General features: G+C 40.9%; 12 protein-coding genes. 7 read left to right on the top strand and 5 right to left on the bottom strand.

Annotated elements, in window-relative coordinates:
- Nucleotides 1–363: 363 nt before the first annotated feature.
- The 4 genes from FXW07_RS08235 to FXW07_RS08220 all read right to left on the bottom strand — a co-directional run bounded on the left by FXW07_RS08235 (nt 364) and on the right by FXW07_RS08220 (nt 2,782).
- Nucleotides 364–636, bottom strand: a complete 273-nt coding sequence (locus FXW07_RS08235; protein WP_052727877.1) for a hypothetical protein — start codon at nt 634–636, stop codon at nt 364–366.
- A 50-nt stretch (nt 637–686) separates the two neighbouring features.
- A complete protein-coding gene (locus tag FXW07_RS08230) occupies nt 687–887 on the bottom strand; it encodes a hypothetical protein (RefSeq protein WP_229395021.1) in 201 nt (66 codons plus the stop codon).
- A 239-nt stretch (nt 888–1,126) separates the two neighbouring features.
- The gene (locus tag FXW07_RS08225; RefSeq protein WP_229395020.1) at nt 1,127–1,861 is read right to left on the bottom strand and encodes a molybdenum cofactor guanylyltransferase; all 735 of its coding nucleotides are present in this window, start codon (nt 1,859–1,861) and stop codon (nt 1,127–1,129) included.
- Between the two features lie 63 nt (nt 1,862–1,924).
- The gene (locus tag FXW07_RS08220) at nt 1,925–2,782 is read right to left on the bottom strand and encodes a molybdopterin synthase (RefSeq protein WP_229395019.1); all 858 of its coding nucleotides are present in this window, start codon (nt 2,780–2,782) and stop codon (nt 1,925–1,927) included.
- A gap of 262 nt (nt 2,783–3,044) precedes the next feature.
- Here FXW07_RS08220 and radC point away from each other — a divergent pair, with 262 nt between their 5' ends.
- The 4 genes from radC to FXW07_RS08200 all read left to right on the top strand — a co-directional run bounded on the left by radC (nt 3,045) and on the right by FXW07_RS08200 (nt 7,968).
- Entirely contained in the window at nt 3,045–3,734 is a 690-nt protein-coding gene (radC, locus tag FXW07_RS08215; RefSeq protein WP_048121390.1) for a DNA repair protein RadC, read from the top strand.
- A gap of 298 nt (nt 3,735–4,032) precedes the next feature.
- Nucleotides 4,033–4,611: a flavodoxin family protein gene (locus tag FXW07_RS08210; RefSeq protein ID WP_229395039.1), complete on the top strand. Its 579-nt coding sequence runs from the start codon at nt 4,033–4,035 to the stop codon at nt 4,609–4,611.
- 468 nt (nt 4,612–5,079) lie between these two features.
- The gene (gene mmp11, locus FXW07_RS08205) at nt 5,080–5,991 is read left to right on the top strand and encodes a methanogenesis marker protein 11 (protein WP_229395018.1); all 912 of its coding nucleotides are present in this window, start codon (nt 5,080–5,082) and stop codon (nt 5,989–5,991) included.
- A 186-nt stretch (nt 5,992–6,177) separates the two neighbouring features.
- The gene (locus tag FXW07_RS08200) at nt 6,178–7,968 is read left to right on the top strand and encodes an indolepyruvate ferredoxin oxidoreductase subunit alpha (protein WP_229395017.1); all 1,791 of its coding nucleotides are present in this window, start codon (nt 6,178–6,180) and stop codon (nt 7,966–7,968) included.
- Nucleotides 7,969–8,377: 409 nt separating this feature from the next.
- On the opposite strand, the gene FXW07_RS08195 is transcribed toward FXW07_RS08200, so the two are convergent.
- Nucleotides 8,378–8,566 carry a hypothetical protein gene (locus FXW07_RS08195; protein WP_229395016.1) on the bottom strand — a complete coding sequence of 63 codons (189 nt, stop codon included), beginning with the start codon at nt 8,564–8,566 and terminating at the stop codon, nt 8,378–8,380.
- Nucleotides 8,567–9,525: 959 nt separating this feature from the next.
- Here FXW07_RS08195 and FXW07_RS08190 point away from each other — a divergent pair.
- From FXW07_RS08190 to FXW07_RS08180, 3 genes are all read left to right on the top strand, one after another.
- Nucleotides 9,526–10,644, top strand: a complete 1,119-nt coding sequence (locus FXW07_RS08190) for an MFS transporter (protein WP_229395015.1) — start codon at nt 9,526–9,528, stop codon at nt 10,642–10,644.
- 410 nt (nt 10,645–11,054) lie between these two features.
- Nucleotides 11,055–12,209: an MFS transporter gene (locus FXW07_RS08185; RefSeq protein WP_229395014.1), complete on the top strand. Its 1,155-nt coding sequence runs from the start codon at nt 11,055–11,057 to the stop codon at nt 12,207–12,209.
- Nucleotides 12,210–12,364: 155 nt separating this feature from the next.
- Nucleotides 12,365–12,850 carry an RNA-binding protein gene (locus FXW07_RS08180; protein ID WP_229395013.1) on the top strand — a complete coding sequence of 162 codons (486 nt, stop codon included), beginning with the start codon at nt 12,365–12,367 and terminating at the stop codon, nt 12,848–12,850.
- Nucleotides 12,851–13,009 lie beyond the last annotated feature (159 nt).

Genomic DNA, 13,009 nt, shown 5'->3' with positions numbered 1-13,009 from the left:
TATAAGAGTCAGAGAAATAGTGGCTTTAGATATATGGACACCGATATTTTTTAGGAATTCTTGTTTCTTGGGTTCTGAAACATTAGCAACATGATTAAGAGTGATTATAAGAGATTTGATCCCAGGACCAAACTCACCCTTTACGCCTTGTGGCAATTTTCCTGCATATGTTTTATGCTCAGAAGGAGAATAAAATATCTCTATCCTGTATTTTGTGTTCTCAGGCTTTATGGATATATCCTGAATTATTACGTCTCTATAACCTTTAAGATACGCATCACTGGGTAAATTGGATCTATTAACTTTACATGTTTCAGTTCGATGAACCTCTACTTTGTCCAGTTTAGATTTAGGCTCTTTATCCTATGGAATCTTTCTTTTTCTTCTCTCTTTTTCAGAAGAAATGTCTTCATGCTTTTTAGAGCCACGAATCTTAGGTTTGGCTTTTTCACCTTTGAGTAAGTTGATTTCATCTCGAAGCTTCTGGTTCTCTGCCTTGAGGAATTCAATCTCTTCATTCTGTTTTTCAATTATAGCAAACAAAATGCGAAAAGCTTTGGCATATCTTTCATCTTTAATTTCATCAGGATTGATGTCCAGTGAAGCAAGCAATTGTTTTAAAGCTTCAAGTTCCATTTTTCTACTCCAAAATATGATAAGGGAAAATGGAACTACTATTATAGTTTTTATGTGGTCGAAAATACATTACTGCTTTCGCCCATACAATTTGAAGAGGATACATTATTACGTATGTTAAGTGTAGTAAGATTTTTGAGTTCTGCGATTTCCGGCGGCAACGAAGTCAGTCCTTTGGATGAAAGGTCTAGTGTAGTCGCGTTACTTTCTTTAGCTTTTATAATCAGATCTTTGATTTCATTTAGTTCCATCTGAAGTCCCTGCCTAAAGAAAAATTAAAAAATTTAATAAGTCTTTGAAACCGCAATTATTGAAAATCTATTACATAAAATGAAAACTAATTCAAAAAATAGAAGTGATTGTCATCTAAATAACTTTCGATTTTAATCGATAGTGTAGAATAGCCGAAAAATATGGGGTAAAAAAACAGAAAGCGATGTTTTGTGAATTCAGCATTTCAAAAATTATCCCGAACGTGTAATCGAATTTGTTATGATTTTTCTTTTTTGCTCGAAAGCTCTATAAAACGTTGCATCTCATCAACCGTATTAATATTCATAAAAGTCCTCAGTTCAGGATCAAATTCTTTTATTTCCGAAACCTCAACAAAAACAACATCCTTCATTTCAAAAACCGGCGTAAGTACCGAACACCTTCCGTTCTCAAAGGCTTTTTCAATTTCAGGAATCAATTTATTTGAATAAACCGCATGGAGAGGCTCAAATTTTCCATCTTCCCGTTTTGGAAGGGCAGCATCGTGTCCGCTTGCTTTCTCAAAAAGCAGGTCTACAACCCTGAAATTTACAAAAGGCATATCTCCCGCGCAGACAAAAGAATATTCTGCTCTGGATTCAAGCAGCCCCGCCCGGATGCCTTCAAGGGGGCCGGCGTCTTCCAGAGTATCAAAACAGAAACGGATTTCACGGGCAGGGAATTTTTCAAGCACAGGTCTGAACTTTTCTTCCTGATTTATGTCCCGGAACGAGATAATAACCTCGTCCACAACCCGAAAAAGGTTTTCCAGCAGGTGCTCAATAATTGTTTTTCCTTCGAATTTGAGCAGGGCTTTTTCGACTGTGCCCATCCGCCTGCCCCTGCCGCCTGCCAGCACGATGGCACTTCTGAATTTCGTTTGTTCTTTTTCGGGCTCGGCTTCTTTAATTTCAGCTTTTATTACTTCTGTTTTTCCGGTTTCTGTCTCTTTAAAGTCTGTTTTTCCGCACATCGGATCATTTCCGGGTTTTTCTATATTTTCTATTTTCCTTTCTGCTTAGATCTATTTTTTCCTTTAATTTTCAGGATGTTCTCTGTCGTGGACCCAAAATTCTTCTTTTTCCGTGAATTCCTTCTTCCAGATAGGAGCTTCAATTTTCAGGCGTTCAATAGCTTCGCTGAGGGCGGAAAAAAGCTCTGCCCTGTGGGCGGCTGCGACAACAATGTATACTATGTCTTCTCCGGCTTTGATAACGCCTACTTTATGGTGGATAAGGACTTCAAGAATTCCTTCTTTTTGTTTGAGTTCTTCCCGGATCTGGTCAAGGATTTTTGAAGCTTCTGGTTCGTATTTCTCGAATTCGAGCCTGGAGGTTCTCTCGTTTCCAGCCAGCTCGCGGACAATGCCGGTAAATGTGCCGATTGCGCCTGCTTTTCGGATGGCAGGATTTTTTCGGACTTTCTTTATAAGGGCTTCTAGGGTGTACCGGTCAGGCTGTGCAAGGGCTATTCCTACAAGCGAGCCTGTAAGTTCTTCGTGCATATCGATTTCGGCCGGCAGCCTGAAAACGACATTGGAAACGCCCTGAAGGTCGCCAATTGCAATTTTCGGAAGATTGCTTTCCTTGAACCCCTCTACCACAGCAAAATCAAGCCCCTGGTCGCAAAGCATGTCAAGCGCGTCCTCAAGGTTCAGGTCTCTGGAAAAACTGACAACCTCAGTACCTGTTTCTTCTGTGCCTGTTATTCCTATTACCGTGTCAGCTCCGGCATCAAAGTGCCTGCCTGTGTCAGTTTCTGCTGGATTGAGACTCTGCTCACCCATATGTTTTATCGTACCCACAGTTCCGAACCCGGAAAGATTCCGGACAAGAGCTGAAACTACGGATGTCTTACCCGATTTTTTATACCCGACAACTGAAATGACTTTCATCAAAGAGCGTTATGCACTTTCCGGTATAAGTAAGGGCCGGCATTTCATTATTCTTTTAATTTTTGAGAGTGTTTTGTGAAGATTCAAATATTGAAACTTTGATATTATTTATTAAAAGTTTGACTAACTTGTTTGACTAACTTGTTTGACTAACTTGTTTGACTAACTTGTTTGACTAACTTGTTTGACTAACTTGTTTGACTAACTTAAATTTTGGATTTATAGAGAAATTTTCCGTTAACGGGAAAAGAGGGGGTTGATTATGGAAATAAATAAGGTCAGAATTCACGATATCCCTGAAGAGGAACGACCAAGGGAGAGGCTTATTCGAAACGGGCCGGAATCGCTTTCGAACGCAGAACTGCTTGGAGTTATCCTGAGGACAGGGTCAAATAAAGAGAATGTTGTCAGCCTGTCCAGCCGAATATTCTCAGAATACAGCATCAAGCAGCTTAGTCTTGCAAATGTTTCAAGGCTTATGAAGGTTCATGGGGTAGGAAAGGCAAAAGCTGCCCAGATAGCTGCGGTTTTCGAGCTTGCCCGCCGGCTTGAGACTTTTGTGGATGAGCCAAAAAGAAAAGTTTGCTCGCCAAAGGATGTATATACACTCATGTACCCTAAAATGCGCGAACAAAAAAAAGAAAAATTTATAACACTTTGCCTTGATACAAAAAATCAGATCCTGAAAGAAGAAGTCATATCTATCGGCAGCTTGAATGCGAGTATTGTTCATCCGCGTGAAGTTTTCAAGTCCGCCCTTATGGAATCATCAGCATCGGTAATCATGGTACATAATCATCCTTCCGGGGACCCAAGTCCTAGCCGAGAAGACATAATGGTTACTGAGAAAATGGTAGAAGGAGGCAAACTCCTTGGAATTGACGTGCTTGATCATATTATTATCGGGGAAGGAAGATACATAAGCCTCAAAGATGAAGGCTTTGTAAGATGAAGTGACTTAACGACCTGAACTCCGAATGTAGAGACTCTTAATATAGAAGGGTTTAATGTAGAGAATTCAATAGGGAACTCTCAATGCAAAAACTCTCAAATGAAATCACAAGCTGAGAAATAAGAAAAAAGTAGCTGAAAAAAGTAGTTGAAAAAATCATATGAAAAAACAGCTGAAAAAGTAGTTGAAAAAATCATATGAAAAAAGTAGTTGAAAAAATCATATGAAAAAAGTAGTTGAAAAAGTAGCTGAAAAAAGTAGTTGAAAAAAAATAGTTGAATAAAAGTAGTTGAAGACTATGAAAGTTATAGGCATTAACGGAAGCCCACGAAAAGACGGCAATACTGCAATCCTGATTCAAACAGTATTTGAGGAATTGACAAAAGAGGGCATTGAAACCGAACTCATTCAACTATCTGGAAAAAACATAGAAGGATGCAAAGCTTGTTGGGCTTGCCATAAAAACAAAAATAAGCAATGTGTGATTACGGATGGTTTTTTTAACGAGTGTTTTGCAAAAATGCTTGCTTCAGATGGAATTATTCTAGGGTCACCGGTATATTCAGCTGGTGTAACTTCTCAAATGAAAGCCTTAATAGACAGAGCGAGTATTGTACTTGCAGGAAATCGAGGGCTTCTCAAGCATAAAGTAGGAGCCTCAGTTGTAGCTGCTCGCAGGGGCGGTGCTATAAGTGCCTTTGATACCCTGAACAATTTTCTATATAGCAAAGAAATGTTTCTTGTAGGGTCGAGTTACTGGAATATGGCTTACGGAAACGCTATCGGAGAGGTAGAACAGGATCAAGAAGGCATTGACAATATGAAAAACCTTGGCCAAAATATGGCGTGGATATTGAAAAAAATCCATAATAGTTGAGCGTAATTGAGCGTTTCAAATGGATTAAAATAAGGTTTCAAGGTCTCCTTTAAATTTGCCCTTTAAATTTGCCCTTTAAATTTCCTGAACAAAAGACGCAAGTAAACCTACCGATAGAAAGATAAATAGTTATTTTATAACGGTTAGCTCATATCGAGCGCGAGTGATTTATTAAATTAGAACCTGTGGATTTCTATTATCAGGGTCTATAGTCAAATATCAGAATTAAGTTGTTTATACGCAGTTTATCGTCCGGCCAAGTCGGTACTATCGAATTTCACCTTATCGAATTTACTAAAATTACGATATCTATATATATCTTAAGAGACGGGCATTTCGATTAAACAAATTTCCCTCCCAGTTTCTTATTCCCTTAAAAAGGAGGTTTTCTGAATTACAAAACATATAAACGCCTGTGCACTGGACAGCAGGGATATTGAGGAAGTAATCCTGGATGACCCTTATACTGTGCCTTATAGAGGCATTTATGCTATCTGTGACGCAGCAAATGAGTATGCAGAGATAATTGAGCACTCCAATTGTTATAGTGGGGCCTGCTGGTCCCTTTACCATTATGCAAAAGCGCCCCTTGTCCTGAAAGCCCGTTCGACTGGAAATATGATCCGTTATTTCATGAAAACCGGAACCTCAAACCTGGAACTCAAACCTTCCGTCGCGGCTGCAGGTATCGAATCAGTGATCGTGAAAAGGGATGAGGTGGAGATCACCTATGCCGGGTTAGGAGGCGGAGGTGTTGGCGCAACCCGTTGCAGGGCATTTGCAGACGGAATTCTTCGTTATAAAATCTCCGAATCAGGAGGCGAAAAATGCGCAAGGGGGACAATTGTAATCCCGCGCAGGGACCGTGTCCTAATAGGTATAGACGACACGGACTCAAAAGACGTAGGAGCCACCTGGACCCTGACCCACAATATTGCAAAAAAACTGGACTGCCATGAAGCTGTTTATCTTTCTCATTCTCTTGTCCAGCTTTTCCCGGTTCCGGAAAAAACCCAGAACTGCATGTCTACAGTGCTCGAATTCGGCTGTGTGAATGAAAAAGCGAAATCAAGGCTGATAGATACCTTCAAAAAAGCGCTTGAGAAATACACAGCTTCATCCCAAACTGGACTGGTCGTCCTTTCGGATTTCTATGCAAAAGGATTATATAAATACAGCAACCGCTGTCGGACTGAAAGGATCTTGAAAGCCGAGGCTTTGCAGTGCGCCAGAGAAAACGGTGTGGAAGTTCTGCTTGACGGCAATGGAGTAATAGGTGCACTTGCCTCTCTCCCCTGGTTCGGAAGGCCTGATGAGTCCATAATTCCGGGTACTGAGATTAAGCCTCTTGCCATAGAGAAACTTGAAAACAACGTTTAAGAAACCTAAGAAAGCAGGATAAAAAACCAAGGACGCCGAAATAGAAACCTCAAACCGGATTAAAATTGCTTGAACACTAATTTATATGGAACTTTAGATGGAACTTCAGATGGAACTCAAGTCTCAACCCGGATTTTACGAAACTTTAAATTCGGCATCTTCTGAATTCCGCAGCGTGGGATCAGTTTGAAAGAAAAAAAAGAAGCACCAGAATACACAGGGTTTGAAGCCCTTTACCTTGCAGCCCTTGACAGTGATGTCAGCTTCGTAACCGGTGTCCCCGGGTATCCTGTTACTTCCCTTATGGAACTTTTTTTAAGAAAAACCGCGGAAAAAAAACTTTTAAAAGCCTCGGAAGAAAAAACTCTGGCTCTTGAGGAGGCAGCAGCTTTCAAGATAATTCGAGATGCCCCCAAAATACCGGATTATAGTGCCAGATGGCTAACAAATGAGAAAGTTGCCCTTGAAACCGCTCTGGGAGCATCAGTTTCTGGCAAAAGGGCGCTTGTGCTTGTAAAGCATGTGGGGATGAACCTACTTTCAGACCCTCTTATAACCTCGGTCACCCACACCATAGGAGCCGGCCTTGTCATAATTGCAGGAGATGATCCGGGTGCAAAGGGCTCTCAGAATGAACAGGATTCTCGCTGGTATGGCCGGATAGCAGAGATAGCAGTGTTTGACCCGGCTTCGCCAGATATGGCATACAGGGCATTGAGGCGGGCTTACGAGCTTTCGGAAGAGACGAGGACACCTGTTCTTCTTAGGGTCACTGACGGGCTGGAAAAAAATAAAGGAAAAATAAACCGCCTTCAGAAGTCTTCCTCTCCTCATCCTGAGTTTGACCGTTCAATCTGGAAAAACCGAATGGTAGAAAAACACAGGCTTTTTCACTCCAGAACCTACCCTCTGCTGGAAGCGGAAGCTGAAAACACCGACCTAAATGAAATAAGGAAAAGGACAGCAAAAAATGCAGGAGAAGGATCAGGTTCTGGGCATGGATATCTGGGGATCATTTCCTCAGGTTTCATGTCCTCGGTCGTGGAAGAATTACTGAAAAAGCAGAATGAGTTTCATGCTGAGGTTTCTCACCCTGAGATTTCTCATCCTGAGATTTCTCACCTGTCCATCGGCCTTGTAAACCCTCTTCCCCTCGAAAAGATAAAGGCTTTTCTGAATAGCAATCAGAAGGTACTCGTTGTAGAAGAGTCCGAGCCTTTTATAGAGGAACAGATCCGGATTACAGGCAAGGTTTGTGGGAAAAAGACAGGACATCTTCCATACGGGCAGGTCAAAACTGAAAATCTTGAATTTGCCCTTGAGCATATCGAAGAAGAGATCTTAAAACCTGCAGATACTACTTCTCTCGAAGCGAAAAAGAAAAGCAGAGTTGGGATCTGCAATGACTGTGCGTACCTTCCACTTTACCGCTTTCTCAGCACGCTTGACGTGCGGGTTGCCGGCGATATGGGCTGTTCCGTCCGGAGTGCACCCGAGCCCCTTGCGGCAGTTGATGTGAGTTTTGCTCTTGGCTCGGCAATCTCGGTTGCATGTGGCTTTGAGAAAAAGGGCATAGCCGTTATCGGAGATTTCGCTCTGGCGCATTCGGGTATTCTCGGGCTCCTGAGCGCCGCGGCTACAGGTTGCAATGTGCTTGTGCTTGTACTCCAGAATGAGGTTGCAGCCATGACCGGCGGGCAGGACGTTCCCGATCTCAGGAAAGTGGTTGAGGCAGTAACCCCTGACGTTTCAGTCTTTGATATCGATGCCAGTGAAGAGAAAGCAGTGGATAGAGCTTCAACAGAAAAAGTGACTGATAAAGCTGATAATGGGACAGAATCAGGGAATGAAGTCGAAAAGACGATCTTGAATACCAAACTTTCGGAACTGATCCTGGCAAAACTTGCGCTTCCCGGGCTTTCTGTAATATTTATAAAAGGGAAGTGCAGGAAGTATTTTTCTGGAGTACTTTGTTAATTTCTAGAAGTAGGGAGACCAAAAAAGTTGTGAGGCAGGACAACAACTGAAAACCGTAAGCATAAGAATGGTTCTTGAAAATAATAGCTTTTAAACAGAACGGTTCTTGAACAAGAAAGGTTCTTGAAAAAATGATTCTCAAACAGAACGGTTCTTGAAAAGAATGGCTCTTAAACAGAACGGTTCTTGAACAAGAAAGGTTCTTGAAAAAATGATTCTCAAAAAAGGTAAAAAGTGTTTGTCAGATTTGATAGATAACCCACTATCTAAAATATATCGTTCTTCTCTTTTTTGGCCCGTTGTTGATTCAACACTAATGTCATGGCAACTTAGTTATGATGCGTTAATACATAGACAACATTTCATCCTTAGTCCCATTCTTAATTATAATGAACCATAACTAAATTGCTTAGATACCAGTGCATCGATTCCAAAGTATGTCCGAAATGAATTTTTTGAAAACCACTGAAAGCATGGAAGATACGGAAATCAGTAGTAAAGGCGTGTTTCTTCCGTGCTTTCCGTGTTTTCCGTGGTTGTAATATCCAGATAGAATCACTTTGCGACCGGCTGCGTTTTCCGTGTTACAAAATTTCATGTGACTTTAAAATAATATTTGCGTAATAAACTGTATTTATTTTCGTATTATGTATATATTTGAGAATCGATATAATAGTCCCTATCGATTGGTGAACCTTTGTTAAAAGATTGCAGGAACTGGGATTTGAAGGACCTTATTCTGGCGGAAAGCATCTTTTTATAAGAAAAGAAGATCTTATTTTAACGAGTTACAGTCCATATAAAAGTACAATTGGAACTGATATTCTGACAAGAATTCTTAAACAAGCTTTTTGCGATTGTTAAAAGAAATCGTCAGGTAGTAGATGAGGACAAGTTTAGATTTGAAATGTTTATACTTCTAATTGAAAAATAGCTGAAACGAAAGCTGAAGGTTAGATTAGTGGTGGAGTGTATGAGGTAAACGAATGGAGATACACATAAAGGATACATTTTTCGCGAAGTCCTTGTTCTGAATAATCCTGGTGATTGAGAGCAAAAAGTGGTTTTGAGATGAACGCTAACTGTAATTCTGAAGAAACAGTGGATTAAGAAGCTAAAAACTAAGAACAAAGTTTCATTGACACTTCAAAAAAAAGATCAGATTGACATTTACTAAGTTGATGAATAGAAGTAGTGTGAGCGGGTTGGGGAGTGGGGGGTCATATGGGGAGTGGGGGGTATGGTATGTGAAAAAAGTTTCCCGCTCACATTACACATTACCCCTATTCAAACTAATTATATAAATAGCTATCCATTCTATTCAGTTTATTATAATTAGAATGTGATGTATGTTTAGACCAGGGATTAGTAACCGAATTTAATCTTTTTAACGCATTATTCTATACAATGGATAAAAGTCCTGCAAAGGGCTGAAGAAGGCCTTAAAAAAATCGTTTCCGGGTATTTTAACCTCTGAGAGGACGCTTTTCAAGATCTGCTGCGAACAAGAAACTACGGACAAGAAACTATAATACCTGGTTAAGGGTTTTTAGTGCTATGAACCTTCACAGGCTTTTGATTTACGGAGCAGCTTTTGCCATAATGGGGCTCTCGAATGCTGTTATCCCTATCCTTCCAGAGCTTGCGAGCCTGAGTAATAATTCCTCTGGAGGATTCGCCTTAAGCCTGCTATTTTCCGCCTATTTCCTCGGAGCCCTGGGAACAATGCTACCTTTTGGGATTCTTGCGGACAGGTTCGGCAATTTTAAATTCATAGCTTTAGGTATCATTCTAACGGTAATTTCAGGGTTGACAATTCTACTTTCCGAAAACCTCTGGGTTCTTTTAATTGCAAGGTTTATAGAAGGTTCTGCCTGTGGAGCTTTTTTACCGGCTTCCTTTGCCATATTATCCAAACTCAATAACCCAGGACGCTATCTAGGAGAGTTGACTTTTCTTTTCAATGCTGGCCTGGCTACGGGGGCGTTTCTCTCGGGGTTGCTGGCAGACATCTACCTGAAAGGAGCAATCCTGATCTTTACAGTCCTTACTTTCATTTTGACCACGTGCCTGTTTTCCAGGTACAGAGGACTGGCTGGCCTTGAAAACTCAGAGAAAGCAGGTTCATTGAAAAGCTCCGGCCTTTTCATAAAGCCTTACAGAGAAACTAAGAAACTCCTCAGCCGTAGCAATTTTGGGCTCTGGCTCAGTTCTTTTCTGCTTAACGGAGCCATCGGAGTGCTCGTAGCCTACTATCCTGACTACAGCCTGGGCACTATAACAAAAGCTCAACTTGGGATCTCGATTTCCAGCCTTTATGTCTGTGCAATGATTACCTCTCTGTTTGGGGGACATTTCAAAGTAAAGGAAAAAACCTTAATACGAATTGGACTGGGCTTTTCAGCCCTTGGTGCTCTCTCTGCAATAAAATATCCCTTGCTGGGGTTTTCAAGCCTTGGAGGAGGGTCAGGAGTTGCAACTGTAGGTTTTGCCCTCGCTGTTGCCAGAATGAACGCTGACAGAGGTCTTGCAATGGGTTTTTTTAATACGACTATATATGCAGGGCTTTCTCTTGCCCCAATTATTGCAGGACTTTTTACAGGTTTCGTGAGTTTTGAAAAGCTGTTTATAGCAAATGGGTGCATCCTTGCAGTTGGTATTATGTTGAAGAATTGAAGATTCTTCTGATAGGGACATTCAGGAGTTGTTACAGAATAAACTATGTACAAATTCTGAGTGCTTGAGTTGGTGCATCGATTTTCAAGATCAACGTCACCAATTAAAAAAGAACTTTGTGAAAAATCTACTTAACTTATTTCTGTAATATTTGCTTAACTTCTTTCTGTAATATTTGCTTAACTTATTTTTGTAACATTTGCTTAATCAGGTTTTATTTCAGCAAGTTTCCTTTGATTGAATAACAGAGATATTGCGTAAGATATTTATTCCGCGGAATTTCCTGATATTCATGAAAAGTTATTAAAATAAGAGTAATTTTTAAAAGTAAAAATAATTCTGGAAAACAGAAATAATAAGCATTGAATCGAATATCAGCATAGGGCTGAGTACATATAATCGGAAAGTCTATGAACCTCAAAAAACTAACGCTTTACTCTTCAGTTTTTGCGCTCCAGGGCCTATCAAACGCAGTAATCCCTATTCTTCCGGAACTTGCCGGAGGAGATAGCGGAAGTGTTGCGGTTTCAAGCCTTATCTTTTCCGGATACTTTATGGGAGCTTTTCTTTCTCTTGTGCCCCTCGGAATTCTGGCAGACAGGATAGGGAACCTGAAGGTAATCAGATTTGGGATGCTTCTTACTGCTTTAGCAGGTTTTGTTATTACATTTTCGGACATTCCATTGATTCTTGGGATTTTCAGGTTTCTGGAAGGAGTAGGGTGCGGGGCTTTTTTTCCTGCAGCTTTTTCCATACTTGCAGAATGGGAAGACAGCCAGCAAAGCCTTGGGGAGTTTAACTTCCTGTTAAATGCTGGGCTAGCTGCAGGCGTTTTCTTCTCAGGAGTGCTTGCCGGATTTGGAATTAAAACCGCAATAGCTAGCTTCACTTTCCTTGCAGGGCTTTCCTGCCTTCTCCTTCTCTCAAAAGCCGGAGAGTTGCTTTCTCCAAACGGATACGGAAAAGAATTTACGCACTCAGAAAGCAAAAGTCCTGCAAAAAGCCAGCAGGATACCTCTTTGCTTCCCGAATTAAAAAGTTACCTGGTAAAGTCCAGGAAAACCATGTTTCAAACCGACTTGGGAAAGATCTGGGGAATTTCGGTACTTCTTTATGGAACCACAGGTCTGTTAAATGCGAACTATGCGGATTACAGTGCTAGCTTTCTGACAAAACCCGAGCTCGGGCTGGCAATTTCAGTTTCTTATCTGGCTGCAATGCTCAGTTCCCTGATTGCAGGCAGGGCAGATTTTAATTATAAAAATATAGTAAGGATGGGAATAATCCTTGCAGCAGCGGGTATCTTTCTCTCGGTGAAACTGCCTTTACTGGCTTTCTTCCTTATAGGAGCAGGAGGAGGAGCCGCAGTCGTAGGGCTTATTACGGCAGTTTCCCGAATCAACTCAAGCGGCTTTGCAATGGGGCTTTTCAATACCGGCATTTATGCAGGGCTCGGGCTGGGCCCGGTCCTTGGGAGCTTCTTCCTTGGGACTTTAGGTTATGAGGCCCTATTTCTCGGAAGTGCCATTACGCTGCTTTCAGTGTTCTTTATAAAACTTGAGTAAAAATACCTAAAATTCCTGAACAAATACTCTGAGTATAAATACAAAAATATGACAGGAATCTATTTCAGAGAACTCCAGAGCTCCACATAAGTTTTAAAAGGCACAAAAACCCTATGCTATAAACAAAACATAACATTTGAAAATCCGGTGATTAATTGAAAGTAAAGTCAAGAGTCCAGCTAAGGAAGAATATCAAGAACAAAATGTTGAAAGACCTTTTATCCACTTTCGGCGAAGAGCTGTCATATCTGGAAGACAAAACCCTGGAAAAAATTACCCTTGAGGAATACTCCATTATTCTGGTGGACGGCAAGCCTTTGCTTTTTGAAATAGAAGGACATCTTTTTCCTACCGTCCGCGGAGCTCTTGAAATGGGACTTCAAAAACGTGTTGTAACCGTGGATAAAGGAGCTATCCGTTTTGTTTCAAACGGCGCGGATATTATGGCTCCTGGAGTTGTGGCGGCTGACCCCGAAATAAAAGAAGGAGACCTCGTAATCATAGTGGAAGAGACTCATCAAAAACCTCTTGCAATTGGAAAAGCTATTATGGGAGGGCCAGAAATGGTAGAAGCTACTTCAGGTAAAGCTATAAAGTCTATAATCCATGTAGGAGACAAACTCTGGAACACGGAATTCTGAAAGTCCCCTAAAATACATTTCATTGAATGAAACCTGTGGACAGGGGATGTGAACTCCCTTAAATTGAATGAAAATCCGGATCAGCTTTATAATAGCAAAATTAATTAATATAGATTTCAATATAGGACAGTGCGATTCGAATTTTAAAAAAATATAATA

Source organism: Methanosarcina sp. DH1, assembly GCF_020804205.1.
Taxonomy (GTDB): Archaea; Halobacteriota; Methanosarcinia; order Methanosarcinales; family Methanosarcinaceae; genus Methanosarcina; species Methanosarcina vacuolata.
The sequence above is the reverse complement of the archived record's forward strand: the minus strand, read 5'-3'. Positions and strand labels throughout refer to the sequence as shown.

What these genes read in the sequence shown, in the direction of transcription:
- FXW07_RS08225 (WP_229395020.1), bottom strand. Translation starts at nt 1,861, where the DNA reads ATGTGCGGAAAAACAGACTTTAAAGAGACAGAAACCGGAAAAACAGAA.
- radC (WP_048121390.1), top strand. Translation starts at nt 3,045, where the DNA reads ATGGAAATAAATAAGGTCAGAATTCACGATATCCCTGAAGAGGAACGA.
- FXW07_RS08235 (WP_052727877.1), bottom strand. Translation starts at nt 636, where the DNA reads ATGGAACTTGAAGCTTTAAAACAATTGCTTGCTTCACTGGACATCAAT.
- FXW07_RS08195 (WP_229395016.1), bottom strand. Translation starts at nt 8,566, where the DNA reads ATGAAATTTTGTAACACGGAAAACGCAGCCGGTCGCAAAGTGATTCTA.
- FXW07_RS08185 (WP_229395014.1), top strand. Translation starts at nt 11,055, where the DNA reads ATGAACCTCAAAAAACTAACGCTTTACTCTTCAGTTTTTGCGCTCCAG.
- FXW07_RS08210 (WP_229395039.1), top strand. Translation starts at nt 4,033, where the DNA reads ATGAAAGTTATAGGCATTAACGGAAGCCCACGAAAAGACGGCAATACT.
- FXW07_RS08220 (WP_229395019.1), bottom strand. Translation starts at nt 2,782, where the DNA reads ATGAAAGTCATTTCAGTTGTCGGGTATAAAAAATCGGGTAAGACATCC.
- FXW07_RS08230 (WP_229395021.1), bottom strand. Translation starts at nt 887, where the DNA reads ATGGAACTAAATGAAATCAAAGATCTGATTATAAAAGCTAAAGAAAGT.
- FXW07_RS08190 (WP_229395015.1), top strand. Translation starts at nt 9,526, where the DNA reads ATGAACCTTCACAGGCTTTTGATTTACGGAGCAGCTTTTGCCATAATG.